This is a genomic window from Pseudoalteromonas sp. CF6-2 (assembly GCF_021729425.1).
Lineage (GTDB): Bacteria > Pseudomonadota > Gammaproteobacteria > Enterobacterales > Alteromonadaceae > Pseudoalteromonas > Pseudoalteromonas arabiensis.
Genome location: NZ_CP091443.1, coordinates 308,523 through 334,441, shown reverse-complemented (window position 1 = coordinate 334,441; position 25,919 = coordinate 308,523). Strand labels below are relative to the sequence as shown.

At 40.5% G+C, this 25,919-nt stretch carries 20 protein-coding genes; 11 read left to right on the top strand and 9 right to left on the bottom strand.

The features are described 5' to 3' along the window. The first annotated feature begins 9 nt into the window (after positions 1 to 9). The 7 genes from L3Q70_RS18235 (at position 10) to L3Q70_RS18205 (ending at position 10,116) form a co-directional block, all read left to right on the top strand. Positions 10 to 1,377: a MotA/TolQ/ExbB proton channel family protein gene (locus L3Q70_RS18235; RefSeq protein WP_237115655.1), complete on the top strand. Its 1,368-nt coding sequence runs from the start codon at positions 10 to 12 to the stop codon at positions 1,375 to 1,377. Between the two features lie 3 nt (positions 1,378 to 1,380). Next, a complete protein-coding gene (locus L3Q70_RS18230; protein ID WP_054552070.1) occupies positions 1,381 to 1,908 on the top strand; it encodes a MotA/TolQ/ExbB proton channel family protein in 528 nt (175 codons plus the stop codon). A 45-nt stretch (positions 1,909 to 1,953) separates the two neighbouring features. Next, positions 1,954 to 2,367 (top strand): biopolymer transporter ExbD, encoded by a 414-nt coding sequence (locus L3Q70_RS18225; protein WP_036971869.1) that lies wholly within the window; start codon positions 1,954 to 1,956, stop codon positions 2,365 to 2,367. Positions 2,368 to 2,379: 12 nt separating this feature from the next. Next, positions 2,380 to 2,985, top strand: a complete 606-nt coding sequence (locus tag L3Q70_RS18220; protein ID WP_237115654.1) for an energy transducer TonB — start codon at positions 2,380 to 2,382, stop codon at positions 2,983 to 2,985. A gap of 18 nt (positions 2,986 to 3,003) precedes the next feature. Then, on the top strand, positions 3,004 to 4,311 hold the full coding sequence (locus L3Q70_RS18215; protein ID WP_237115653.1) for a tetratricopeptide repeat protein: 1,308 nt from the start codon (positions 3,004 to 3,006) through the stop codon (positions 4,309 to 4,311). 289 nt (positions 4,312 to 4,600) lie between these two features. Then, positions 4,601 to 7,402, top strand: coding sequence for a hypothetical protein (locus L3Q70_RS18210; RefSeq protein WP_237115652.1), 2,802 nt, complete (start codon positions 4,601 to 4,603; stop codon positions 7,400 to 7,402). An 80-nt stretch (positions 7,403 to 7,482) separates the two neighbouring features. Beyond that, a complete protein-coding gene (locus L3Q70_RS18205; RefSeq protein WP_237115651.1) occupies positions 7,483 to 10,116 on the top strand; it encodes a TonB-dependent receptor in 2,634 nt (877 codons plus the stop codon). Positions 10,117 to 10,398: 282 nt separating this feature from the next. Here the strand turns inward: L3Q70_RS18205 and L3Q70_RS18200 are convergent, their stop codons facing one another. Continuing rightward, complete coding sequence (locus tag L3Q70_RS18200) at positions 10,399 to 10,806, bottom strand: hypothetical protein (RefSeq protein ID WP_237115650.1); 408 nt, start codon at positions 10,804 to 10,806, stop codon at positions 10,399 to 10,401. Between the two features lie 328 nt (positions 10,807 to 11,134). On the opposite strand from L3Q70_RS18200, the gene asd reads away from it, so the two are divergent. Then, complete coding sequence (gene asd, locus L3Q70_RS18195) at positions 11,135 to 12,271, top strand: aspartate-semialdehyde dehydrogenase (RefSeq protein WP_062568026.1); 1,137 nt, start codon at positions 11,135 to 11,137, stop codon at positions 12,269 to 12,271. A 70-nt stretch (positions 12,272 to 12,341) separates the two neighbouring features. Here the strand turns inward: asd and fhuF are convergent, their stop codons facing one another. The 6 genes from fhuF to L3Q70_RS18165 all read right to left on the bottom strand — a co-directional run bounded on the left by fhuF (position 12,342) and on the right by L3Q70_RS18165 (position 20,817). Then, positions 12,342 to 12,968: a siderophore-iron reductase FhuF gene (gene fhuF / locus L3Q70_RS18190; RefSeq protein ID WP_237115649.1), complete on the bottom strand. Its 627-nt coding sequence runs from the start codon at positions 12,966 to 12,968 to the stop codon at positions 12,342 to 12,344. 281 nt (positions 12,969 to 13,249) lie between these two features. After that, entirely contained in the window at positions 13,250 to 15,397 is a 2,148-nt protein-coding gene (locus tag L3Q70_RS18185; RefSeq protein ID WP_237115648.1) for a TonB-dependent siderophore receptor, read from the bottom strand. Positions 15,398 to 15,442: 45 nt separating this feature from the next. Further along, positions 15,443 to 17,305 (bottom strand): IucA/IucC family siderophore biosynthesis protein, encoded by a 1,863-nt coding sequence (locus tag L3Q70_RS18180; RefSeq protein WP_237115647.1) that lies wholly within the window; start codon positions 17,303 to 17,305, stop codon positions 15,443 to 15,445. A gap of 2 nt (positions 17,306 to 17,307) precedes the next feature. After that, a complete protein-coding gene (locus L3Q70_RS18175; RefSeq protein ID WP_237115646.1) occupies positions 17,308 to 17,913 on the bottom strand; it encodes a GNAT family N-acetyltransferase in 606 nt (201 codons plus the stop codon). Next, on the bottom strand, positions 17,910 to 19,247 hold the full coding sequence (locus L3Q70_RS18170) for a SidA/IucD/PvdA family monooxygenase (protein WP_062568021.1): 1,338 nt from the start codon (positions 19,245 to 19,247) through the stop codon (positions 17,910 to 17,912). The genes L3Q70_RS18175 and L3Q70_RS18170 overlap by 4 nt, the downstream gene beginning before the upstream one ends. Before the next feature lie 10 nt (positions 19,248 to 19,257). Continuing rightward, positions 19,258 to 20,817 carry an aspartate aminotransferase family protein gene (locus tag L3Q70_RS18165; protein ID WP_237115645.1) on the bottom strand — a complete coding sequence of 520 codons (1,560 nt, stop codon included), beginning with the start codon at positions 20,815 to 20,817 and terminating at the stop codon, positions 19,258 to 19,260. A gap of 313 nt (positions 20,818 to 21,130) precedes the next feature. On the opposite strand from L3Q70_RS18165, the gene L3Q70_RS18160 reads away from it, so the two are divergent. Then, positions 21,131 to 21,754 carry an FMN-binding negative transcriptional regulator gene (locus tag L3Q70_RS18160; RefSeq protein WP_062568019.1) on the top strand — a complete coding sequence of 208 codons (624 nt, stop codon included), beginning with the start codon at positions 21,131 to 21,133 and terminating at the stop codon, positions 21,752 to 21,754. A gap of 46 nt (positions 21,755 to 21,800) precedes the next feature. Here the strand turns inward: L3Q70_RS18160 and grxC are convergent, their stop codons facing one another. Beyond that, on the bottom strand, positions 21,801 to 22,040 hold the full coding sequence (gene grxC, locus L3Q70_RS18155; RefSeq protein WP_062568018.1) for a glutaredoxin 3: 240 nt from the start codon (positions 22,038 to 22,040) through the stop codon (positions 21,801 to 21,803). An 81-nt stretch (positions 22,041 to 22,121) separates the two neighbouring features. Between grxC and L3Q70_RS18150 the strand changes: the two genes are divergently transcribed. Next, positions 22,122 to 23,039, top strand: a complete 918-nt coding sequence (locus L3Q70_RS18150; protein ID WP_237115644.1) for an AraC family transcriptional regulator — start codon at positions 22,122 to 22,124, stop codon at positions 23,037 to 23,039. A 7-nt stretch (positions 23,040 to 23,046) separates the two neighbouring features. Here L3Q70_RS18150 and L3Q70_RS18145 read toward each other — a convergent pair whose 3' ends face one another. Further along, positions 23,047 to 23,514: a YHS domain-containing (seleno)protein gene (locus tag L3Q70_RS18145; protein WP_062568016.1), complete on the bottom strand. Its 468-nt coding sequence runs from the start codon at positions 23,512 to 23,514 to the stop codon at positions 23,047 to 23,049. A gap of 401 nt (positions 23,515 to 23,915) precedes the next feature. Between L3Q70_RS18145 and L3Q70_RS18140 the strand changes: the two genes are divergently transcribed. Further along, on the top strand, positions 23,916 to 25,874 hold the full coding sequence (locus tag L3Q70_RS18140) for a methyl-accepting chemotaxis protein (RefSeq protein ID WP_237115643.1): 1,959 nt from the start codon (positions 23,916 to 23,918) through the stop codon (positions 25,872 to 25,874). Positions 25,875 to 25,919 lie beyond the last annotated feature (45 nt).

The following is a 25,919-nucleotide window of genomic DNA, read 5'->3' as shown; positions in this document are numbered from 1 at the left end:
AGGTTTGAGATGAAATTATTAACGAAAATGACAAAAATGGCCGTGTTTGCAGCTGGCCTTGGTTTTGCTGGTAGCAGCCTAGCGGCTGAGCCAATGGATTTAGATTCATTACTAAAAACATTAGAGCAAGGTAAAGCACAGCAAAGCGTTGAGAATAAGCAACGTGAACAAGCGTTCATGGCGCGTCAAAACGAGCAAGTACAAATGCTTAAAGATACACAAGCAAAACGTACTGCAATGCTTAACGAGTCGGAGCGTTTAGAAACGCAGTTTGAAGAAAACGAAGTAAAACTAGCTAACTTAACCGAAACACTTTCAAACCGCATGGGTTCACTTAAAGAGCTATTCGGTGTGTTACAACAAGTAGCGGGCGATTCTAGCAACAAATTCATGACCTCTGTTGTTTCTGCTGAGCTTCCTGGTCGCAGTAACTTCATGGATGAGCTGGCACAAAAAATGGGCTCAACGTCAAAACTTGCTTCAATTGATGATATCGAAAAAGTATGGTTTGAATTACAACGCGAAATGACTGAGCAAGGTAAAGTATCTCGCTTTACAACTGATGTTATCGTTGAAGGTGGCAGCAAAGCACAAAAAGAAGTGGTGCGTGTTGGTGCATTTAACTTAATCGCTGATGGTAAATACCTAGAGTACACACCTGCTACAAATACAATCAGCCAGCTTACACGTCAGCCAAGCAGCCGTTACACAGCAACTGCAGCTGATTTACAGCAAGCAAATTCAGGTGTTGTGCCGTTTGCACTTGACCCTACGGGTGGTTCAATTTTAGGTCTTTTAGTACAAGCTCCTGACACTGAAGAGCAAGTTCACCAAGGTGGTACTGTAGGTTATATCATCTTAGGTGTTGGCTTAATCGCTTTACTAATCGCACTTGAGCGTTTTGTATCACTGATGATTATGGGTAGCAAAATCCGTCGTCAGCTTAAAGACACAGTGGCACGCGATGACAACCCACTTGGTCGTGTGATGAAAGTGAAAGATCAGTACCCAGATGTCGCGTACGACACGCTTGAGCTTAAATTAAGCGAAGCAATCATTCGTGAAATGCCAAAAATTACTCGTAACCTAACGCTAATTAAGATTATCTCTGTGGTAGCACCATTACTTGGTCTACTAGGTACGGTAACCGGTATGATTAACACCTTCCAAGCAATTACCTTGTTCGGTACAGGTGACCCTAAACTAATGGCGGGTGGTATTTCTCAGGCACTTGTAACAACGGTACTTGGTCTGGTTGTGGCTATCCCAACCGTATTCTTATACACACTTCTTAACACGCGCTCTAAAAACATGCTGTTGATTTTACAAGAGCAAAGCGCAGGTATCATCGCAGAGCGAAGCGAGAAAGGAGCATAAATCATGGTGCTATTGATTGATGCAATCAATGCTCTACGTGATTTCCTTGACACAGGTGGCCAAGTTCTCTTGGTCATCGGGGTGCTCATCTTCGCGATGTGGTTATTGATACTTGAGCGTTTTATGTACTTTTTTGGTGGCTTTAAACGCTACAAGAAAGACGTAAAAAGCACTTGGAGCAATAGAGCAGAGCGTAACAGCTGGAACGCAGAGCAAATTCGCCAAGCGATGATTTCACGCGCTGGCATGCAATTAAATAATAACCTTGCGCTTATCAACGTAATGGTTGCGTTATGTCCACTTTTAGGTCTGTTAGGTACCGTAACCGGCATGATCGAAGTATTTGATGTAATGGCAATCACAGGCACAGGCAGTGCACGTTCGATGGCATCAGGGGTGTCTAAAGCCACTATCCCAACAATGGCCGGTATGGTGGGTGCACTTTCAGGGGTTTTCGCATCAACGTTCTTACAACGTCGTGCAAAACGCGAAGTGCAATTACTTGAAGACAACATGGTCTTAGACCACTAAACGAATTTTAGGGTGATGTGAGCATCACCCACTAGGAGACTAACAATGAGAGCGCCACTAGGTAACTTATTTCAAGAAGACGACGCAGAAGAAATCAACATGACGCCAATGCTAGACGTTGTTTTCATCATGCTTATCTTCTTTATCGTAACAGCATCATTCGTCAAAGAAGCCGGTATTGATGTAAACCGTCCTGAAGCGGCAACAGCAGTTAAAAAAGAGCGTGCCAACATCTTAGTTGCTATTTCTGACAAGGGTGAAATTTGGATTAACAAGCGCCAAGTCGATGTTCGTGCAGTTCAAGCAAATATCGAGCGCTTAAAAGCTGAAAACCCACAAGGTAGCGTGGTTATTCAAGCAGATAAGAAAGCCACAACCGATGTACTTATCAAAGTTATGGATGCATCGCGAGCTGCAGGCGCATTTGATGTGTCGATTGCTGCGCAAGAAGCATCATAAGGAATGTGAGCGATGCGTTATATAGTTGCATTAATCATCGCTGGTATCGTGACTGTCATGCTGTTTTTAGGCATGCAGGCACTGATCACCGGTGGTGAAGGGGCCATGTCTGAGCCTGTAAAAGGAAACGTACTTGATTTTGTTCGTCTGAAAAAAGAAGAGACGGTGCAAAAGAAAGAACGTAAACCGCAAAAGCCACCAACGCCAAAAGAGCCACCTCCGCCAATGGAATCACCGCAAATGCAAAACAGTGATCCTAACGCGAGCAATGCCAACTTTGACTTTGGTGCCAGTGTTGAAGCCGACGTAAACTTAGCCGGTGGCTTAGCCCTTGAATCAAGTGACGGTGAATACCTACCGATTGTAAAAGTAGCGCCTGTTTATCCGCGCCGAGCTTTATCGCGTGGTATCGAAGGCTATGTGATTGTTGAGTTTACAGTAACTAAACAAGGCACAGTGCGTGACCCGAAAGTAGTGAAAGCTGAACCTGAGACACTGTTTGACCGCGCTGCGATGGATGCAGCACTTAAATTTAAATATAAACCGCGCGTTGTTAACGGTGAAGCTGTTGAAGTAGCGGGCGTACAGAACAAAATTTCTTTCCAAATTAACGGTTAGAAAAAGAGGAATGCGATTATGAAACCTTTAAAAGTTGCCGTGATTTGCGCGGCTGCTTTCACAAGCAGCTTGGTAGTGCCAAGCGTTGTTAGCCTATTACCCGGTGTTACACTGGCAACAGCTTACGCTGAGGACCAAAAAACCAAACGCGTACCTGCACTGCGCGAAAAAGTGTATAGCCAATTAGCGCGTGCACAAAAGCTAGCTGATGATGGTGATGCAAAAGCAGGATTAGCAGCACTTGATAGTATTCAAGAGCGCTCTTCAAGCATGAACTCGTATGAAATTGCCATGATGCATAATTTCTATGGTTTTATTTATTACAACGAAAACGACTTAGATAAAGCCATTGCGTCGTTTGAAAAAGTAGTAAACGAAGATGCAATTCCAGAAACATTACGTCTAAGCACCACGTTTAGCTTAGCGCAACTTGCAATGGCTAACAGTGACTACGAAAAGGTAATCAAATATTTAGCGCAGTGGGATGTGATTAACGACAAGCCTAAAACAGATGCTTATTACGTATTAAAATCACAAGCCTATTATCAGCTTAAAGATTACCAAAAAGGCATTGAAAACATTAATCTTGCTATCGCAGAAGCCGACAGTAAAGGTGAAATGCCAAAAGAAAACTGGCTAATTTTACAACGTGCTATGTACTACTCACTTAATCAGTCTGACAAAGTGGTCGAGGTACTTGAGCGCTTAGTGAAGCTATACAATAAACCTGAGTACTGGGTTCAATTAGGTGGTATGTACGGTGAAACAGGCGCAGAAAAAGAGCAGTTAGCGGTTTTAGAAGCAGCATATCAGCAAGGCTTTTTAACATCTAAATCTGATTTACGCCAATTATCGCAAGTGTATTTATACAATGGCCTTGCTTATAAAGCGGCGAGCGTAATGAGCAAAGCGATGCAAGATGGTATTGCCGAGCAGTCAGCTAAAAACTACGCATTCGTAGCCGAGGCTATGGTACAAGCAAAAGAGGCTGAAAAGTCGCTTACTTATTTTGCCAAGGCTGCTGATTTAGTAACGCATGGTCAGTACGAGCAACGTATCGCAGAGGTAAGCATTAACCTTGAAAAATACGAAGAAGCAGCGGATGCAGCACGTAAAGCCCTCGATAAAGGCGGCTTAGAGTTTGAATCAAATGTGTATGTGGCTCTAGGTATGGCGCAATACAATTTACAAAACTTTGATGCCTCGATTTTAGCGTTCGAGCAAGCGGAAAAACACAAAAAATCACAGCGTTTAGCTGAGCAATGGATCAAGTATGTGAAGCGTGAAAAAGTACACGCCGAAACATTACGTACTGCATTGCTATAACCAGCTTCAACAGGTAAGCGTACAAAAGAACTCATTTATAATCGCAACACCAAAGCTGCCTTCGGGCGGCTTTTTTCGGTTCTTCAATTTTACTTAACCCTCTAATTTTAAAGACAATTACATTGTCATTTTATGTTTATTAAAATGTAACCACTTTGTCATACAGCTCCCGTAAGGTAGTCGCAGTTTAAAACTCAAGTGACCCAAAAGCATAATCAAAAGGTGTTTTTGGCTGACTTGAGTTTATGCGCTAACACAATAATTAAATATTTATCTTACGGAGTAAACAATGAAATTATCTGGCTTATTCAAAGTTAGTCTTGTAGCGACAGCTATCTCACTAGCAGGTTGTGGTGGTGGTGACATCAACATCAATGTAGATGAAACTGTTGAACAACCAACAACACCTACTAACCCAACTACACCACCAACGACTGACGAGTTACCAGGTGTTTTCAGCCAAAGCCTATCTAATGAAGTGTCTGCAGCATTAGGACGTGATGTAACAGTACAAGTTCTTTCTGGCGTAATCACTGAAGATACAACATTATCGACAGATGCATTCTGGGCCCTTGATGGTGCCGTTTTCGTTGGTAACGATAAAGCAGACAGTGCAACATTAACTATCGAACCAGGTGCAGTTGTATTTGGTAATAATGGCTCTGATTATTTAGTAGTAAGTCGTGATTCAAAAATTGAAGCGACAGGGACGAAAAATGACCCAATTATCTTTACTTCTAAGCAAGACGTAATCGGTGAAGAAACATCAGCTGGCCAATGGGGCGGTATGGTGCTTCTTGGTAATGGTATTTCTAATAAGTGTCCTGCTGAAGGCGATTGTGCGCTTCAAGTTGAAGGTGTTGAATCGGGTGCTGTATTTGGTGGTACAGACAACACTGATAGCTCAGGTACATTAAAATACGTTGTTGTTAAGAATGCTGGTTATGAACTATCAACGGGCAATGAGCTAAACGGTATTACTTTTGGTGCGGTAGGTTCTGGCACTACAGTTGATTACTTACAAGTACATAATAACTCAGATGATGGTGTTGAGTTCTTTGGTGGCGCAGTTAATTTAAAACATGTTGTTTTAACAAGTATCGACGATGACAGTATCGATTGGGACAACGGTTATCAAGGTAAGATGCAGTTTGTTTATGTTGAACAAGATAAAAACTCGACTGACGCTAACCGTGGTATTGAAGCTGATAATGATGGCAAGATCCCATCAAAAGAACCTAAGTCATTACCTATTATCTCTAACTTGACGATCATCGGTAATAACTTTAAAGGTGAAGATGATGCTGAAGGTATCTACTTACGTGAAGGCACTGGCCTGCACCTTTATAACTCAGTGATCACAGGCTCTGATGAAATGGGCGAGTGTCTAGAGATAGAAGGTATCGCGTTGGATGATAATGGCGATGCACTATTTTCAGATAGTGAAACTGTGAATAATGCTAATGATGGCACTATTTTGATGCAAAATACGTTTATGTCTTGTACGAATGGTGAAAACTTCAAAAACCCTAAAGGTGCAGATGGTTCTGCGTTATTGGATCTTGAGACTTGGTTCACTAGTCAAGTCGGCAACGTTATTAACGATAAGCCAATGCTAGGTGTGAATGGCCAACCAATTGCGGGTTCTCCTTTACTAGGCGCTGGTCAAGATGTTGCAAATACTGTTGATGCATTTTTTGATACCGTTGATTTTGTTGGTGCTTTAAATGACTCTGACGATTGGCGTGAAGGTTGGGCATTTGGTTATGGTGGCGGTGAAGTAACGGCACCACCCGTTGTGGCTGGTTGTCCTGCGGGCACCACGTCAATCACTCCAGCGGATAACGTAACGACAACATGCGAAATATCAGGCCGTATTACGTCAGATTTAACATTAACAGCAGGTAATCTATATGCTGTAGATGGTGCCGTTTTTGTGGGTAATGATAACGCAGACTCTGCCACTTTAACCGTTGAACCTGGTGTAACGGTTTATGGCCGTAACGGTAAAGATTATATTGTCATTAGCCGTGGATCTAAAATTGAAGCCAATGGTACTAAAGATAAGCCAATTTCATTTACTTCACGCCAAGATGTCACTGGTGAGGCAACGGCAGCAGGTCAATGGGGTGGTTTAGTACTATTAGGTAATGCACCATCTAATAAATGTCCAGATACTGGTGAATGTGCGCTTCAAGTTGAAGGTGTCGAAGCCGGTGCTGTTTTTGGTGGTACTGATACAACAGATAACTCTGGAACATTACGTTATGTTCGCGTTATGAATGGCGGCTACTTACTGTCTCCTGGTAATGAAATTAACGGTATTACTTTTGGTGGTGTGGGTTCTGGTACAACGGTTGAGTACTTACAAGTTCACCAAAATGCGGATGACGGTGTTGAGTTCTTCGGTGGTAACGTGCAAGCGAAATACTTAGTACTTACAAGCATTCAAGATGACAGCATCGACTGGGACAATGGTTTCCAAGGTAAGCTTCAGCATATTCTTGTTAAGCAAGCAGCAGATAACTCAGATGCTAACCGTGGTATCGAAGCTGACAATGACGGTAAAACACCTTCTAAAATGCCTAAATCAAACCCAATGATTGCTAACTTAACCATTATTGGTAATACCTTTAAGGGTGAAGATGACGCTGAAGGTATGTACTTCCGTGAAGGAACTGGCGCGCAAATCTATAACACGATTGTGACAGGCCCTGCAGGCATGGGAGAGTGTCTAGAGGTTGAAGGTATTCCATTAGATGGAAATGGTGCACCGATATTCAATGAAAGTGAAACAGTTAAAAATGCACAAGATGGCACTTTAATGATTAAGTCATCAGTTATCGCATGCTCTGAGAACTTCAAAGACCCAAGCGGTGTTGATTTCAGTGTAGAAAACTGGTGGACAGCGACATTAGGCAACTTAGTCGCATCAGGGCAAACTGACGTAGTTAATGGTATTTATACTATCGATACAACAACGCCTACAGATGTAAACGCTGTAGATAGCTTCTTCGATACTACATCACATATTGGTGCTGTATCGAGTGATAACGATTGGACAGCTGGCTGGACAGTAGGTCTGGAATAACACAGTAAGAATGGGTGCTAGCACTTAGTACTAGCACCTTTTTTAACACTTTCTGTAACTTATTTCAGATAGAGGTAAACATGAAACAATTTTCTAAAAAGTTTTGCTTATCCACACTTTCCGCAGCAATTTTATGTAGTTTAAGCGTTTCAGCACATGCTGCTGAAGCCGAAGATGAGGCTGTTCTTGAGGAAGTTGTGGTTAGTGCAAGTCGCTTAAAAGGCACTGCAACCGCCGTACTTGAAGAGCGAAAGCAGCAGGCATTTGTTGCCGATATTATGGGTGCTGAGCAAATATCTCGCAGTGGTGATAGTGATGCGGCATCTGCATTACGCCGTGTAACGGGCTTAACTTTAGTCGATGGTAAATTTATATATGTACGTGGTTTAGGTGAGCGCTATTCAAGTACTCAGTTAAATGGCGCAGCAGTACCGAGTCCTGATCCAACCCGTTCAGTGATCCCGCTTGATTTATTTCCATCAGGCATTATTGAAAGTTTGTCAGTGCAAAAGTCGTATTCCCCTTCTATGCCAGCTTCTTTTGGTGGTGGTAATGTGGATATACGCTTAAAAAGCATTCCAGACCAATTTGTTTTTGATGTATCAGGCCAGCTTGGTTATAACACCAACAATTTCGATGATGGCATTGAGTACAATGGCGGCTCGAACGATTGGTATGGTGTTGATGATGGCACGCGTGAAATACCTGATTCAATCATGGCAATTTATAACTCTGGGCAATCATTAGATGATCTAACGCCAGAGCAAAGCCGTTCTTTAGTCCTTGACCTAAACCGTGATTATGATCCGCAAGAAACCACTGTAAACCCGAATACTAAGTTTACAGCAACATTAGGTAATAGTTTTGAGTCAGGCGATTGGCGTTACGGCTTTCTATCAGCGGTTAGCTATGATAACAAATACTTTGTTGGCGAAGAGTACCAAGGTGAAGATTTTCGTTTAGGCGAAACAAGCGCTGCTATGACACGTGGTTACGATAAAGTTAGCGCTACAGAGCACAATGTTAAAGTGTCTGGAATGATTAACTTTGGTATTGAATATAACAATGCTCATCGTATTGATTTAAGCACGCTGATTTTACGCGACACAGAAGATAAAATTCGTGATCGTTTGGGTATTGATGAAAATAATAACCAGTCAGACAATAAGCGTGTTCGTTCTTATGACGTAAGTTATGAAGAAAGAGAGTTAATAGTAAATCAAATCAAAGGTATGCATACATTCGATTTTCTTAACTATGCAGGTTTTGATTGGAAATACTCAAATGGCCGCTCAAACCGTTATGCGCCAGGAAATATGCAGACACGATTCATTGTTACAGATGCTAACGAAGATGGTAATTATGACTTAGTTAATGAAATCGCACTAACCAATGCCACAACGGCTGCTCGTTATACATTCCAAGATCTTAATGATGAAGTAGAAAACTACGGGTTTAATTTTACCTTACCAATTATGTTAGATGGTGTAGAGATAGAATTAAAATCAGGTGCTGATTATGTTTCTAAAGAGCGCTCGGCTTCCAATCGTCGCTTTGACATTAATACACGTGCATTTACAGACCTTGATTTAAATGGCAATGAGCTGAATACGATTCTTTCTGATGATGCAATAGCGAATGCAGAACTAACTCTACCAATACTTAATGATACAACGTTTGCAGGTGATGATTACCGCTCTGCACAAAAAACAGATGCTTATTACTTTGAAGCTGATTTTTTCTTCAATAATAAATGGCGTGTGACAGGTGGCTTACGTTGGGAAGATTTCAGGCAAGTATCAGTACCACTTGATCCGTTTACTGGTGGCTTAGATCCTTCAATCGATTATGATGATTTAGGTAACTTAGCGTTTCAAGAAGATGATATTTATGGTGCACTTGCATTCACTTATGTTCAAGACGACGAAACCCAATGGCGTTTGAGTTACGGTGAAACAGTAGTCCGCCCTGATTTACGTGAGATATCTGAAGCAACTTACATCGATCCACTTACTGAATATCCTGTTGGTGGTACACCTGGATTGCGTACGACGCAAATCAAAAACTACGATTTCCGCTGGGAAAACTACTTTGATACCGGTGAAAACTTCTCAGTTGGCTTGTTTTATAAAGACATGATCGATCCAATTGAGTCAGTGCAATCACCAGCGCAAGATGGACCACCACTTGTTCGTATTGCTAACGCTGAAGATGGCTATGTTGCTGGCGTTGAGTTTGATTATCTTAAAGATTTCGCTTTCTTAGGTGGCTTTTGGCAAGACGTATTTATGAGTGGTAATGTTACACTCAGTGATTCTGAGATAAACCTAGACCGCCAAGCGATAGTTGATCAAACTGGTGTATCTGCGGCGATCACTAACACTAAACGTCGCTTAACGGGTCACTCCAAATATGTTGTAAATATGCAGTTGGGCTATGATGCACCAAGTGGTCAGCATGCCTCTACGCTAATCTATAACGTATTTGGTGAGCGAATTATCATTCCTGGTATTGAAGGACAAGATGATTGGATGGAACAACCATTTCATTCTTTAGACTTTAACTACAGCTATTTTCCTGATTTTAACTCAAGTCTGAAATTCAAAGTAACGAATATCTTGGGTGCAAAGTCTGAAATAGAGTCAGCCGGTACATTAACCCGCTCTAAAGAGAAAGGCACTGAGTTCTCAATTGAGTACAAGTACCAGTTTTAAAACTCTGACCAAGGAAGGATATAATAATAAATCCTAACATTGATTTAGCCCTGCAATAGCAGGGCTTTTTTATTTTTGTCGAGGGATTTATGTAGCAACTATTTAAGCTAACTAGCAAAGTTAGCGACATCACTTTTGTAAAATCATTTTCAGGACAGTGATTCTATTATTGAGACGTTTTTAATAAGCTTAGAATTTAAAAGGCAGATAAAAATTAGTGGCTAGATTGCAAATACAATTACAGGATAAGAACCCAGAAAGCACTGGGTTCTTTTCTAAATTCTAATTACCGCATTTTATGCTTGCATAGAGTGGGTAACACTGGTTTTTGCTCCCCGTGCTTTTTGAAACCCATGCGCTATCATACCAGTCGTATTCTGCATAAGAAGATTCATCTTCGCCACATTTTACGCTACTTCCTGTTACTTCCTCTTTATGGCCTTGCTCTTTGCAAAACTGGTTGCCAGATAATGAGCCTACGAAAAAGTTTCTATAACTATCATTTACTCTAACCACTGGGTTTAGGTAAGTTGCAGTAGATAGGCTTGTTGCAGAACCCGCCACTTGCTCGACACTGGTTGTAGAGCGTGTGAAAGAAGTATTCGCCTCCACATCAATTTCGTTAGCATTTGCAGAAACTCCACAAGATAGCAAAGCCGCAATTAGGCCAGAAAAGTATAGGTTTTTCATTTGTTTGATTCCTTTTTAAAAATAAAAAATACACAGTACTTCCTACTACAAAGTGCGAAATGATTATGAATCTTGTTTATGGCATTTGTATTAATTGCATAAAGAAATCAGCTCAGTTTTTACGTCGTAAGTGACTAGAGTTCGCTAGAACTAGAAAAAGTATGAGCAACAAATTGAGTATTTGAGGTGAGATTACTAAGCCAAGATGAAAAAATTTTATATTCTATGACTAGCACTAGTTTTGCTGGGGCCGCAATGCTAGATTACTTCTGTAAAAATTAAATTCTCACGCAATGGACTTTAATTTTTAACAGTTTAGGTAATTTGAATGAATCAAACAGTGGAACAAACAATGAAAAAAGTAGGATTAGTCGGTTGGCGGGGCATGGTTGGCTCTGTGTTATTAGAGCGTATGCAGCAAGAAAATGATTTTTCTAAGATCGACACGACTTTTTTCACCACCTCACAAACCGGTCAATTAGGCCCCGATATTGCGGGCCCTGCTAAGCCGCTTTTAGATGCGAATGATATTGCTGAGCTTGCGAAGATGGATATTATTGTGACTTGCCAAGGCGGTGACTATACCAAAGCCGTTTACCCACAATTACGCGAATCAGGTTGGCAAGGTTACTGGATTGACGCTGCATCTGCACTGCGTATGAGTGACGATAGCATTATTGTTCTTGATCCAGTGAATAAAGACGTTATAGATCAAGGCTTAGAGCAGGGGGTTAAAACCTATGTTGGCGGCAACTGTACTGTATCGTTAATGTTGTTAGCGCTGGGTGGTTTATTTGAGCAAGACTTGATTGAATGGGTTAGCCCAATGACGTATCAAGCTGCTTCTGGTGCTGGTGCCCGCAACATGAAAGAGTTAATCGCACAAATGGGTGCAATTCACGAAACAGTGGCAGACAAGCTGGCTGATCCTAACGCGGCAATTCTTGAAATTGATAAACTAGTCACTGAAAAAATCGCCTCAAGTGATTTACCGCAAGACCAGTTTGGTGTGCCTTTAGCAGGTAGTCTTATCCCTTGGATTGATGTACCAATGCCAAGCGGTCAGAGTAAAGAAGAGTGGAAAGCACAAGTTGAAGCAAACAAGATTTTAGGTAGTAGCCAGCAACCTATCCCTGTTGATGGCTTATGTGTTCGCATTGGTGCTATGCGTTGTCACTCACAAGCAATGACGATTAAGCTACGCAAAGATATCAGCGTAGAAAAAGTGGAAGAGATTCTGGCTTCTCACAATGAATGGGTCAAAGTTATTCCAAACGACCGCGACATGACGGCTACAGACTTAACCCCTGTTAAAGTAACGGGCACCTTGTCTATTCCGGTAGGCCGTATTCGTAAGTTAGCCATGGGTCCAGAATACATCAGTGCATTTACAGTGGGGGACCAACTTTTATGGGGCGCGGCCGAACCTCTTCGTCGTATGCTACGCATAATTGTTGATGGTTAAATAAGGCTATGTTTGAGCAATAAAGCCTTGCTCAAACATTCTATTCTATAAAGGCTCTTTTACAGAGCCTTCATATCGCAGTTTTACAGATCTTGTGTTTATTTTTGTTCAATGGGCAAATAGTACACATTGGTGTGTTAGGTAATTTGTGCCGTAAACAACACATAATACGCGGGTACTCACTATTTTTAAGTCTAATTTTGCGCCATAAAGGGTGTGGCAAAGTAGCGCCTTTAGCGAGTAATAATGTGTCCTTACTAAATAACTGGTTTAGTAAATTAAGTTTACATTCCTGAGCCAACGACATTTCTGATAAATACCAATAAAAACAGTACGCAACATGATTATAAAATAACTTTTCTGACACCGGCGACAGGGTACTTAGTTGTTTTATAATAGGGTTTATCAGCTTAACAAGTAACCGCTCTAGTAATGTGATGGGTAACTCAGTCGGTCTTTGAACTTGATCTTCTCTAAGCACTAAATAGAAACATTCCACTCGCCCCGTTTGATGATAAGTCCAATGCCAGTTTTTAAGGTTCATTGCAGCATGCAATACACTTGTTTGGCTTTTTAATGCGTACTCTAATAGTGGCGGAAGTAAAAAGCCGAAAAACCATTGGCTCCACATAGAATGTAATGCGCTAAGGTCGATTGATTCTTGTTGCTGTTGCTGATAGCTCTTAGAAAAAGTCATGAGCGATTCTGTATAATGTGGTTTTTTTAATCGTTGTGATAATGGTTGGCAGTTTTTGGGGAGAGGTTGATGTGGCTCAATAAGTTTAAAATGCTGGCTATAAAATGGAGCTTGTCGCTCCAGTAAAGAGTTTAGCTCAGTGGTATCGTGTAACGCCATGTATGTTTGTACTTTCATTGTGCTGGGGTGGAAACTTCTTCATAAAATTGCGTCTTTAAGTGTATTTTATGCCGCCTCATACAGAGGCGGCATAATAGCAATTCGCAATAATGTCGAGTTACTTAGAAACTATATTGAGCAGTGATGCTAAAGTTCCGTGGTGCGCCATATTGAAACTGGTTATAAAAGCCTAATTGGCTGTAATAACGTTTATCGAATGCGTTGTCTAAGTTAGCGCGCAATGTTAGTTGATCGTTTACATTGTATCTTGCCATTAATCGAACAAGCCCATAACTTTGCTGGCTAACCTCCACTGAGCTTCTATCTGGCTTAGTAACATCTCTGCGGATCTCACTTTGCCAATTAACGCCAGCACCCAGTTGTAAGCCATTTACCCAGTTATCTAATTCATAAGTAGTGAAGAGTTTTACTTGATGTTTTGGGCTGGTGGTCGTTATTTTTTCACCATCAGGGTCTTCTGTTTCAAATTGACTATAACCAAAATAGACGTTCCATTGTTCATTGATTGAACCATTGGCTTCAAGTTCGAATCCCTGCGTTTTAGTGCCATCAATACCGCGGTATATAGGAACCGTTGTTCCTGGTAAGGTTTCCCCCGTTGCTTCACCAACATTATCTTGACGGATCTCAAACACCGAAAGTGAGGTGTCTAATGCTTCTTCAAATAGGCTGGCTTTTATACCTGCTTCATAGTTTTTTCCTTTAACAGGATCGAGGTAACTGCCATCAGCTTGCACTCTACTTTGTGGTGTAAAAATATCTGTGTAGTTGGCATACAGTGATACATTTTGCCCAATCGCATAGGTGGCGCCGACATAGCTGGTAAATTCATTATCAACTTCGTAATCATGAACGGTGCCAAAATTGTCTTGGTCAGTTTCCCAATTATCAATACGCCCACCTATTACCATTGAAAGTGCGTCGGTTAACGCAATATCAGAGGCGAGGTATATTGCTTGTTGCTTTGTTTCCCCCCATGAACCATACAGAACTTCATCGCTCCATGTAGGGGTCGGATATGTAAAATCTTTATCTCTAAAGTCACCTAAAGGTGGAGCCTCATCTAAAGAGCCATAATATGGATTGGCAAACTCTTGCTTCTGTTGATTTGCACCAATTAGAATTTGTTGTGAGCGGTCAAAGAGGGTAAAGCGGCCCGTTAATTTTAAGTCGAATGTATGTTGGGTTCGATTACCATCAATAAATGCTAATGAGCCAGGTATCATCCCTTCGTTGGTTATTGGGTCTGGGTGACCTGTAGCCCATAACACATCATATTCTAAATCGTTATCGCCATAAATGTAGCTTGCTTTGAGTTGCCAGTCATCACTAAAGTTATGTTCAATCGTGGCAAAGCTATTCAATGCTTTGGTTTTGGATGACGCCCAGCGTGGGGCTGTTGACGTATGGTGGCTGTAGTTAGTTCTATTGCCTTGGTTGTCGAATAACGGTAATCCGCCAGACATAGAGCCTTCAGGTTTGGTGTCTTGATAGTCAGCACCTAACGTCAGCAATGTATTACGACCTATATCTGCTTCGATAATACCGTATAGTGTTTGTCGTTGCTGCTCGTAACGATGCTGATAGCTTTCACGATCTTGATACGCTACGACCACTCGACCTCGAACACTTGCGTCTTGATTTAAGCCGCCCGATAAATCAACAATACCGCGTAACTGTTGCCAAGAACCTGTACTTAGGCTTACGCTTGCTTGAAATTCTTCTGTCGGACGCTTACGAACTAAATTAATCGCAGCAGACGGGCTACCCGCCCCGAGCATCAAACCTGTTGCACCACGAACAACTTCTATGCGCTGATAAATTGCGCTATCCATTAAGTTGTCACCATAGTTAAAACGTGTATCGTAGGTTGTTGCCACGCCGTCATACAAAATACTGCTTACGCCAATACCGCGGGCACTGATTGAGTAGCGGTCGTTGTCAGAAGGGCGGGTATTAATCCCTGTTACGCTGTTCATCACTTCAATAACTGAGTTTAGTTGTTGATCTTTTATCGCTTGCTCAGTCACGACTGTGGTTGATTGCGGTGTTTCTAGAAATGATAAATCTAAACCCGTTGCGGTACTCATTTGCTCAACTTTATAGCCTTGAGCATGGTTTTGTTCACCAACGACTGTGAGTACTTCCATATCGTGATGCTTTTTTTGCTCAGCCTGTAAAGAGTGGCTAAATATCGCTAAACAAGAAAGTGCGACAGGCGTGAGTGTAAAGTAGTTCGTCTTTTTCATTTTTATCCGTAGTCCTATTACGTCTATAAATAGTGAGGCCTATGCTTAGGCCATTGTTGTGTCATGTTGAAAGTCATGACGAGTGGCAAAATCATGCAGTGGATTTTTGATATCCCCAGCAAAACGGAGATTTTTCTCTCTATCTTCAAGGTCAATCATCTGCTGATTATTATTCAATTGAATGCGGTTTAAGCAGGTGCGCGTAAAGCGAGCCTTAAATAAGTTGTAACGTGTGTATTTTTCGGAAAATTGCGGGTTTTCATGCTGATACTGATAAACTTTATCAGCGACTAATTGCCAAAAATCATGTTCAGTTAAACAATTTTGCGCATCAAGCTGCGGTACGATAAAGCGGAAGATACAGTCGAAAATATCTAGCAGTATATAATTTAATTTCATGTCCTCTTCTAGGCTCACCGCTAAGTCAGCGACATGACCTGGTAAAGGTGAATTGCCGTTTAGAATTGCGACTTCTTCGCCAATATCTTTCATTAAAATAGTAACTGGTTGGTGTTCTTCTAAAACAAGGATTAGGTTTTCACCATGGGGCATAAACACTAAATCATACGCAAAGAATGCATGTAATAGAGGCTGTAAATAAAGATCCAGCAATTTGCTTACCCACTCACTTGCTGTGAGTTGAGAGGTATTAATGAGTTCAACAAGCAAGCTATTTTGTTGGCTGTCTTGATGTAGCAAGGCGGCCAATGTCAAAAGTTGTTGGTTTTCTTTAACTAACGGTTCTCCCTGATACGTTAAACTGAAAGGGCTTTCTCGCCAAAGTGCACTGAGCATTTTTTTATAAGGCGTGTCTTTTTCTAATGCTTGCTCGTAATATTTATGGTGATAACCAATTGCGACGGTTTCTCTTAAAACGACAAAGCGTTTTTTAGCAAAGTATGGGTCGCTGTTCACAAGCTCAGCAACAAAGGTGTTTATTTCGGGCGTTCGGCTCATGTAATAAGGAGATAACCCGCGCATAAAGCCCATGTTCAATATAGACAATGCGGTTTTGACGTAGCAACGCTTGTTGTTATTTAAGTTGAAGAATGTGCGAATCGACTGTTGTACCTGATAGTCATCTTCACTGTGACCAAGATAAACAAGTTGCTTACGAGCAAGATCAGCAGCAAAAATTCGGCTAATTTTTTCGCGCCATTGCCAAGGATGCACAGGCATAAAGTAATAGTCTTCAGCTTTTTTACCATGCTCAGCAATTATGTTGTTAAATGCTGCAACTTGCTGGCTGCCTAATTCACTTTCAATAAAACGCTCGTAATTAAGCTCTTCAATCATTGCTAGGCTTGTGTTTACCCGCGCAACAGCTAACCAGACTAATTTCATTGCTTGACCACTTTCAGGTGTAAAAGTGTGGCAGTCATCCATATCAAAGCCAATACGACCATTGTTAGCGACAAATACTGGGTGACCTTCGGTCATGGCCGCTTCAATTTGTTGATAATCGCAATGTACCAGCTCTGAAACGGGTTTATTTTGGTGAAGCAATTTAAATGCTTTACTGTATAACGTGCTGGTGATTTCCTCTAAATAAGTTGGTAAGAGGCTATCAGTAATACCTAAACGATCTTTTAGGGCAATAATGAGCGTTACTGCATCTAAATCTTGGTTAATGCCATCTAGTTTGCAGACAATTGATTCTGGCTGAATATGTAGGTGATCTAGTTGATAGTGGCGAGCACTAAAGTCATAACTTAAAAGCCCTTGGTTGCTTTCTAATAATAACTGAAATTGCTGCAATGTTTGTTTTCTATCTTCTTTTGCTGCAATAGGTTTTATTAGTTTTTCATGACTAAACTCACACAGTATTTTGGCGACTAAATGTTGATTAGCACCTTGCCATAAAGATTCAGATAAATGTTGAGGGAATGAATTTTTAATGATTTCCATAATTAGTCTCCTTGTGTTGTAGCTGCTTCAAAGCTTGCTAGATCAGCAAAACCTAGCCATGCATCTTTGTTTGTAAGGCGAACGATATGACTGCTCTGAATGCCTATTTTTTTATTTAGCTTATGTATTTTTTGATTGTTAATGTCAGGCTCAACAACTAATCGAGTAAAACCTAATTGAGATAAGATGAGTTTTGCTGTTGCTGTAATAGCACGCCGACTAAAACCACTTTGCGGGGTGATTACGGGGGCAAGTAAAAGGTGCATTCCACAATCACCAGATTGCTTTTCAAAATGTTTACCGATTTCGTCAAACTGCGGGTCATACAATTCAATAAAAAAAGCAGGAATCGCATCTTGGTAAGCTATAAGTGCTAGTTTATGAGGTGCGGGAGCAAGTTCACTTTGGCGTTGCTCTGCATTCATATTTTGCATTCCCCAAAAGTGGGCATAATCTTGAGCCAGCCAGCTATTTAATAAGGGAAAGTGCTTCTGTGCTTGGTAAATGTAAAAACGAAAGTCATCAATAACAAAGGCGTCCGTGTTTATTATTGCTTGGCACTGGCTAGCGAAGCTTTTACTGACCTCTGCGTGGTTACAATTGCTCACATAGCCTCCTGTGACATTGAAGCTGTTTTACTATGTGAGGGCGCAAAGCTCTCTGTTTTAGGAATGCCAAACTGTTGGAAGGCGATGCGTTCTTCAATGCTATAAGGCGCTTTACCTAATACTTGCTTTAATATGATGGCATTGCGATAACACACCATTCCGAGATCTGGCACTGTTAATCCATGGCTGTTAAGGCCTAGGTTTTGTGCAAAAATGCGACCCTGCTCATCAATGTTATAGTTACGTTTTACTTGTAACTCGCCGTTCTCATCGAAGTTTAATTTATGCCGTAATGGTTCAATGAAGGTGGGTAACTGATATTGATAGCCTGTCGCCATTACAAGTGCATTAGTGTTAAAGCTAAAATCTTGCTCTAGCTCGTTATGTAGGCATGAGAGGGCAAGTTTTTGGCCTTCTTGTTTAATGTTCGTTAATGAGGTATTCGTCAAAAGCTCGGCTGAGAAATCGCAATTCAGTTTCTTTTGATAGAGCAAATCGTAAATATCGTTAATGAGCTCTGAATTAATTCCTTTATAAAGCGACTTTTGCGAGTGGATAAGTTGTTGTCGCTTCGCACTTGGTAAATTATGAAAATAATCAATATACTCAGGCGATGTCATTTCCAGAGTAAGCTTGGTGTACTCTAAAGGAAAGAACCGCGGTGAACGCGTCAACCAGCGTAATTGATAACCAAATTTATCAATATCTAGCAGTAAATCATGGAAAATCTCTGCTGCACTCTGACCACTGCCAACAATAGTAATGTCAGACTTGCTTTGTAACATTGCTTTGTTATTAAGGTACTGTGAAGAGTGAGTTATGTGCTTATCTGTCGGGCAAAATTCAGGTAGCCAAGGTTGAGTACCGGTACCGAGCACTAAATGTTTACAATATAAATCTTGTACCTTGCCAGTTACTTTATCTTTGCCAGAGACTCGGTAACAGTCGAGCTGTTGCTCGTATTCGAGGTTTTCTACGTGAAAATTAAACTTGAGATTATTTAACTGGCGGCACACCCACTGGCAATACTGATTATATTCTTGTCGCGGTAAAAAAAAGTTTTCGCGAATATAAAACGAATACAATTTACCAGTCTGCTTGGCAAAATTTAAGTAACTGAACTGACTTGTTGGGTCTGCCATCGTCACTAAATCTGACATAAAAGGGGTTTGCAGACTCGCAGAGTCTAATAACATACCTGGATGCCAATCAAATTTAGGGCGACTGTCAACAAATAGCGTCTTCAAGTCTGAAAGTGGCGAAGAAAGCGCTGCTAAGCTTAAATTAAACGGGCCTACACCTATTCCGATTAAATCATAAATTTCTGGTTTCATTGTCTTTTCCTTAAGCTGTGCACAATTGTTTGCTTTTGCAGTCGATCACATATTGTTCGCCAATTTTGCAAATTTCATTCAATACCTCGTCTATGCTGTCTATCGATGCGTGAGGGTTCAATAAAGTGAATTTTAAATACTGAACATTGTTCACTTTTGTTGCTGCAATCATGGCACGGCTACTCTGAGCTAAGGCCCTGCGAATAGTGCGGTTGCATTCATCAAGCTGAGTTTGGCTCAAGGTGCTATCGTTAAATCGAAATACGAGTGTAGTGAGTGATGGAACTTGTGCAGCTTGTAACTGGCTATGACGTGTTAAGCGTTGGTATACCTGTTGTGTTTTTTCAAGCAAGGTATCGAACATGGCACCAATCGCATCAGGCCCTTCTGTTCTTAAGCTTAACCAGAGCTTTAACGCATCGAATCGGCGCGTTGTTTGTAAGCTTTTATTTATTAAATCAGGAACGCCGGCTTGTGCTTGAGCCTTTGGATTGAGGTAATCGGCGTGATAAGTTAGAAAGCTCAATAACCGCTTGTCTTTAACCAATAGGGCAGAGCAGCATACTGGCTGGAAAAATGTTTTGTGAAAATCAATACTTACAGAGTCAGCTAAATCAATGCCTAACAAACGTTCGTTATGGCGTTGTGACACTAACAAAGCGCCACCATAAGCCGCATCGACGTGTAAATAACAGTTATGCTTTTTACATAAATGAGCAATGCTCGCTATCGGGTCAATTGCGCCAAAATCTGTTGTACCAGCCGTGGCGATTACCGCAATTGGTAATAAATTTGCTCTTTGAAGTTCATTTAATGTGTTTTCGAGGCTATGGGTATCAATACAGCGATTTTCATCACACGCAACACTGATAACAGCATCATGACCAAGACCCAATAATGCGGCTGCTTTTTGAATACTAAAATGGCTATATTCAGAACAAAGAATTCGATAACGATGTGCATTACTGCTTAAGCCAGAAGTAATATTTGTATGGCTGTGTGGTTCTAATTTGCCTGCCAACTCACGTGCAAGTAATAATGCCATTAAATTTGACTGGGTTCCGCCAGTAGTAAACACGCCGTCTGCGCCCTCATCGTAACCGATTCTTTGGCATGTCCAATCAATCACTTTTTGTTCTATAAATGTTGCGCCTGCACTTTGATCCCATGTTTCAACAGCGGTGTTTATCGAAGAGCTAAACAACTCCGCCAGCAGCGATGTAAGCATAACTGGGCAATTTAAGTGAGCAAGGTAATCTTGATGATGGAAGTATATCGCGTGTTTTAAATAAAGGTGATCTAGCTCTTCGAGGACTTGATTTATGTCACTTAAAGGTGTGTTTAGATCAATGGCTGCAAATTCTTCTTGTAACTGTGCAGGTTGTACTCCACTGGTAGGAGAATTAACTTCTTTAATACGCTCGCTGAGGGTGCTTATACCCAATTGTATTAATTGTGCGTAATCCTGCATTGGTGAAACACCAAAAAGTGGGGCAGCAGTTTGTTTGGGTTTAGTTTGATAGTTAGAATCATTAATCCATTGATATTGCGGTGGTTTAAAATTTTCCATATGTATATCCTTTAACATTGATTAAGTAACCAAGAGACCAGAAGAGCTTTTTCCGTCTCTAATTAATTAAAATCCGCAACACCCTGTACCGATAAGTAGGAAGGTATCATGCATTAAACGATAATGCAAACAATTATCATTTAGTTGCTTTGCTCTAACTTAAAGGTGTTTTGATTTGTTAATTTTTCGAACTGGTTAAAGGACACGGCATCATTTGTGATTGAAGTAGCGGGTAAAGGCTAGTAGAAAATTCTTTATCAATTACAATGATAGATTCAAACAATCTGAGCAATTTTAATAATATGAGAAAAGCATGCACACACCCAACAAGTGGAAAATGACGCCAGAGCGAGTTTCACAATTTATAAAAACCTATAGCTTTGCGCTGATGATAGATAGTGAATTTGAAGCCACACATTTGCCATTGGTGTATAAACCCGATGAAGGTGAGTTTGGTACTTTATATGGTCATGTGTCACGGGCAAACAAGCATGGTAAAAGCTTACAAGATACGCATGTGTTAGTAGTTTTTAATGGTCCGCATAGCTATATATCACCCACTTGGTATGCTGAAAAGCCAGCTGTATCGACTTGGAATTACACTGCGGTTCATGCAAAAGGCAAGGTTGAATACCTTGATGACGACAATACTTTGGTTTGCTTAGATGAGTTAATTAGCCAATACGAGCCGAGTATTTTAAACGACACAAGTTTGCTGCCAGGTGACTATCAAGCGAAGCTACTACGCGGGATTATTGGTATTAAAATCAAACTTGACTCAATTCAGGCAAAAGAAAAGTTAGGCCAGCATAAATCAATAGCTGATCAACTAGGTGTTGTAGCAGGGTTAAAAAAAGATAAGCATCCTGATGCGCAAAGCCTATTATCATATATGTTGAAAACTGAAGTTGGTATAGGAAAAGATATCAATAGCTAACTTTTACTTGTTATAGCGCGTATCTTTTCCTATAGCTAAAGCTAATCTAGCTATGGCTTAGTTGTTTAACATAGTGCTGAAAATCATCAAAGCCACCAATATGTTCATCATTAATAAATATTTGTGGGACAGTTCTACGACCACTCAGTGAAACCATTTCTTGAAAAAGTCGGTCGTTATCTGAGATTTCTATTGCTGTGTATTGCCAGCCTAACTTTTTAAACAGTTGCTTTGCCGCTCGACAGTATGGGCAATAGTCTTTGTGGTACATTTTGATCTTAGCCATGAGTTAGTCCTAAGTGATTTAACCGATGTGGCTAGTTTAAGCTGTGTTAATTTTTTCTCTATGTTGCATGTAGCTAAAATTATGTCTGAAAGTCCAAATATTTATTTAAATGATCCTGATCCGCTTAGTGTGTTACTTAAGCGAATGTCCTTGAGGGCGGAAGTATACGTTAATGGTGATTTTTGTGGCTCGTGGGCTGTTGATACATCGGGCTCTCGCCGGATTCCATTTCATTTAATTGGTAAAGGGCAAGCATGGCTACATTTTGAGAATGAAACTATTGTATTGAATGAAAAAGATCTTGTTGTTTTTCCAAGAGATCATCAACACATAATATCGAGCTCACCGATTAAACCAGCAAAAAAATTAGTCAATCAGCCTGCGAAGGGGGCGGGTGAAACAACGAATATGGTTTGTGGTTTTTTTCAGTTTAATCACACCCTAGTTAATCCACTTTTAGATGCTTTACCTGAGTTTTTACACATTCCCGCTACAAGTTCATCATGTAATTCAAGAATAATGCAATTAATTGATATGATGATTGTGGAGTTACAGCAAAGGCGCACAGGCTGCTATACCATAGTCGATCAACTCGCTAATTTGGTGTTTATAGAAATACTCAGAGAACAAGTTGAAGCTGGCAAGTTAAATAATGGTATGTTGGTGGCGTTGTTTGATAATCGTATAGGTAAAGCACTTAATGCAATTCATCAACAACCAGAATATGCTTGGAATTTAGCGTCACTTGCCAGTAAAGCTTCAATGAGTCGTTCTAATTTTGCAGATAAGTTCACAAAGCTAGTTGGCTTAAGTCCGATGAAATATTTGCTTAAATGGCGTTTAATAGAAGCCCGTAAATTGCTGATTTGTAGTGATATTAGTATTGCAGAAATTGCACAATTAAGTGGTTACGAGACAGAAGCCGCTTTTAGAAAAGCGTTTAAACAGCACCAAGGTGAAGCCCCTGGTGCTGTTAGAAGTGCGATGGTTGGTCACTAACTATAAATTACAGGTCATCAGCACTTACATTTTCAACATCTGGCCAATGGTCATTTGCTTCTTTAATGTGTTTAGGAATGTTTTCAGCCCATGCTTTATACACATCCATATTTTTATTTACATAGAGTTTTCCATCTTTGATTTCAAATGCTTTGCCATCAATATCAAACTTTTTACCGAAGGTTACGCCATAAGCACAAAAACCACCGTATTGAGGTGCGTATTTCTCTGGGTTTGAATTAAACATATCTCTATTTTTAGCAGACTGAAAACGGTAAATCGCATCATTGTATACCGCTGTATATTTAGCATTCCCTAACACAGGTTTATTTTGCTTAAAATATGCGATGACATCATGACCCGCTAAAATGACCCCATTTTCATCTGTTTCGGTGTCATTTCCAGCGTAAGATAAAGACGATAAACTCAAAAGAGCGACAGCAGCGATCCCTTTAAATGCGTGGTAAAGTTTCATAGTTATTCTCCAATTATGTTTAACTTAGGAAACATAGTAGTGGACAATCAACGAACTAAATATATCTGGCATTACTGAATATATGTCCAAAAGTCCTGATTACAATTTGAGGAGAAATGAATTCGTTTTACAGCCAAAATAGAATAGGCAGCACATTAGCATCCTGCAAATGCTGCCAATATTGGTTGGATGGCACTCAACATGATTGTTAAAAGTATGTTAAATGCTATAGGTAAACTTAGTACAGTTCATTTCTGTGTCAACTAACTGTCATACTCAAGTTCTTCAGTCTTTACTCTACTCATTCAGTACCCTTCATTTTATTGAAATCTAAATCTAATAACTTGCTGAATATAAAGATACTCACTATATTCTTGTGAGTCATACATTGGGTTTGAATCATGAATATCTCTAAGAAGTTAAAGCTGTCATTTGCATCCGCAATAGTTTTACCATTAATAATTATCGCTGTTTTAGTTATCACACAAACAAGGCAACAGGCATTAGATGGTTTTGCCCAATTAAGTGAACGAGAAGCAAAGCAAGTAGATAATGGTATTAATATGTTTTTTTCAGAGATTGAAAAAAATGTAGATTATTTAGCTTCGCACCCCGCGATTTTAGAAGCTAAACAAGACGTTAAAACACATATGCAATCGCCCAATGCAGTTAAACTTGCGCATATGTCTGGCAGTGACACAGAGCAAGCTGCTTATACGTTATTTGATCACTTTGGTGATACGCATCCAGGCCTTGCCTATATTTACATGGGGAATGAGCAAGGTGGATATATTCAATGGCCAGAAGGCGAAGTAACCGCTAATTATGATCCTAGAAAACGGCCATGGTACGAAGCTGCAAAAGCCGCTGATGGAAGCACAGTAAGAACGAATGCTTATTATTGGGCCGCTGATGATATGGTGATTGTATCAACAGTGAAAGCGATTAAACAAAATAGTCAGCTTATTGGTGTTCAGGGCATGGATGTATCTTTACAAGGCCTTACAGATATCATAGCTAATATTAAATTAGGTGAAACCGGTTATCTAATGCTTATTGAAGACAGTGGTAACGTCTTGGTTGATGTTAAACATGCTGATTATCGCTTTAAGCAATTGGCAGAGGTTAACGAAGGTAAATATAAACAATTAGCGAATAATAACACTGGCCAATTTGAAATTAATCTTGAAGGCACTGATTATGTGGCGAATATTTATACGTCTCAAAAGCTTGGCTGGAAATTCATTGGCTTAGTTGAAAAGTCTGAAGTGATGAGCGCTGCTAACACGATGACAATTACCATTGTGATCATTAGTGCAATTTTAATTGCCGTGTTTATTTTGTTAGCCAGCTATATTTCAAAACTCATTTCTGCACCTATTGTCGAAGTGAGTGATGGGTTGACAGAAATATCACAAGGCGGCGGAGATTTAACCAAGCGGTTAATTATTAAAACGCGTGATGAAACTGGGAAGCTGGCCAATAGCTTCAATTTATTTTTGAGTTTGATTTCAGAGTTAGTTACACAAATAAATGAATGTGCGCATAATGTAAGCGATACGTCAGCACAAACATCAACACAAGCAGTACAATTATCGGGTTCTACTTCACAGCAGCAACAAGCTTTAGAAATGGCCGCAACGGCTATTAATGAAATGGCGGCTACCGCTAATGAAGTCTCAGCAAGTTGTGCAAATGCTGCGGAGCTTGCAACACAAACACAGCATGCCTCAGAGCTTGGTCAAAGTGTGATTTCAGAGACGGTAGAGAGTGTAGTATCGTTGTCTGAGGTCATAACCAAAGCCACTCAAGATATTAATCAGCTTGACGCTGAAAGTGAAAATATCATGTCAATATTGAGTGTAATAAGAGGCATTGCAGAGCAAACTAATTTGCTTGCATTAAATGCTGCTATTGAAGCTGCCAGAGCGGGGGAACATGGTCGCGGTTTTGCGGTAGTCGCTGATGAAGTACGTGCTTTGTCACAAAGAACCTCAGAGTCGACAGAAGAAATAGCAAGCCAGTTAGACACCTTACGGAAAATGTCTGATCAAGTGTCAAAAGAAATGACAACCAGTTTAAACCGCACAAATAAAACAGTTGAGTTAGCCCATTCCGCACAACATCAATTTAGCGAAATAACCGCATCAATCGTCAATATCAGTGATTTAAATACCCAAATTGCGACGGCAGCAGAAGAGCAGCAACATGTAGCTGAAGATATTAATCGTAATGTTATCGAAATTAAAAATGCGGCCGATGATGTGAGTGAGATTGCTCAAAATGCGCGTGATAATGGTGAGCGGCTGAATCAGTTATCACATTTACTTACTGATTTAGTGGGTAAGTTTAAGGTGTAAAATACTCATTTGTTTCAAAGACCTTCACATGCTTTAATGGAGTAA

What these genes read in the sequence shown, in the direction of transcription:
- L3Q70_RS18235 (WP_237115655.1), top strand. Translation starts at nt 10, where the DNA reads ATGAAATTATTAACGAAAATGACAAAAATGGCCGTGTTTGCAGCTGGC.
- L3Q70_RS18230 (WP_054552070.1), top strand. Translation starts at nt 1,381, where the DNA reads ATGGTGCTATTGATTGATGCAATCAATGCTCTACGTGATTTCCTTGAC.
- L3Q70_RS18225 (WP_036971869.1), top strand. Translation starts at nt 1,954, where the DNA reads ATGAGAGCGCCACTAGGTAACTTATTTCAAGAAGACGACGCAGAAGAA.
- L3Q70_RS18220 (WP_237115654.1), top strand. Translation starts at nt 2,380, where the DNA reads ATGCGTTATATAGTTGCATTAATCATCGCTGGTATCGTGACTGTCATG.
- L3Q70_RS18215 (WP_237115653.1), top strand. Translation starts at nt 3,004, where the DNA reads ATGAAACCTTTAAAAGTTGCCGTGATTTGCGCGGCTGCTTTCACAAGC.
- L3Q70_RS18210 (WP_237115652.1), top strand. Translation starts at nt 4,601, where the DNA reads ATGAAATTATCTGGCTTATTCAAAGTTAGTCTTGTAGCGACAGCTATC.
- L3Q70_RS18205 (WP_237115651.1), top strand. Translation starts at nt 7,483, where the DNA reads ATGAAACAATTTTCTAAAAAGTTTTGCTTATCCACACTTTCCGCAGCA.
- L3Q70_RS18200 (WP_237115650.1), bottom strand. Translation starts at nt 10,806, where the DNA reads ATGAAAAACCTATACTTTTCTGGCCTAATTGCGGCTTTGCTATCTTGT.
- asd (WP_062568026.1), top strand. Translation starts at nt 11,135, where the DNA reads ATGAATCAAACAGTGGAACAAACAATGAAAAAAGTAGGATTAGTCGGT.
- fhuF (WP_237115649.1), bottom strand. Translation starts at nt 12,968, where the DNA reads ATGACTTTTTCTAAGAGCTATCAGCAACAGCAACAAGAATCAATCGAC.
- L3Q70_RS18185 (WP_237115648.1), bottom strand. Translation starts at nt 15,397, where the DNA reads ATGAAAAAGACGAACTACTTTACACTCACGCCTGTCGCACTTTCTTGT.
- L3Q70_RS18180 (WP_237115647.1), bottom strand. Translation starts at nt 17,305, where the DNA reads ATGGAAATCATTAAAAATTCATTCCCTCAACATTTATCTGAATCTTTA.
- L3Q70_RS18170 (WP_062568021.1), bottom strand. Translation starts at nt 19,247, where the DNA reads ATGAAACCAGAAATTTATGATTTAATCGGAATAGGTGTAGGCCCGTTT.
- L3Q70_RS18165 (WP_237115645.1), bottom strand. Translation starts at nt 20,817, where the DNA reads ATGGAAAATTTTAAACCACCGCAATATCAATGGATTAATGATTCTAAC.
- L3Q70_RS18160 (WP_062568019.1), top strand. Translation starts at nt 21,131, where the DNA reads ATGCACACACCCAACAAGTGGAAAATGACGCCAGAGCGAGTTTCACAA.
- grxC (WP_062568018.1), bottom strand. Translation starts at nt 22,040, where the DNA reads ATGGCTAAGATCAAAATGTACCACAAAGACTATTGCCCATACTGTCGA.
- L3Q70_RS18150 (WP_237115644.1), top strand. Translation starts at nt 22,122, where the DNA reads ATGTCTGAAAGTCCAAATATTTATTTAAATGATCCTGATCCGCTTAGT.
- L3Q70_RS18145 (WP_062568016.1), bottom strand. Translation starts at nt 23,514, where the DNA reads ATGAAACTTTACCACGCATTTAAAGGGATCGCTGCTGTCGCTCTTTTG.
- L3Q70_RS18140 (WP_237115643.1), top strand. Translation starts at nt 23,916, where the DNA reads ATGAATATCTCTAAGAAGTTAAAGCTGTCATTTGCATCCGCAATAGTT.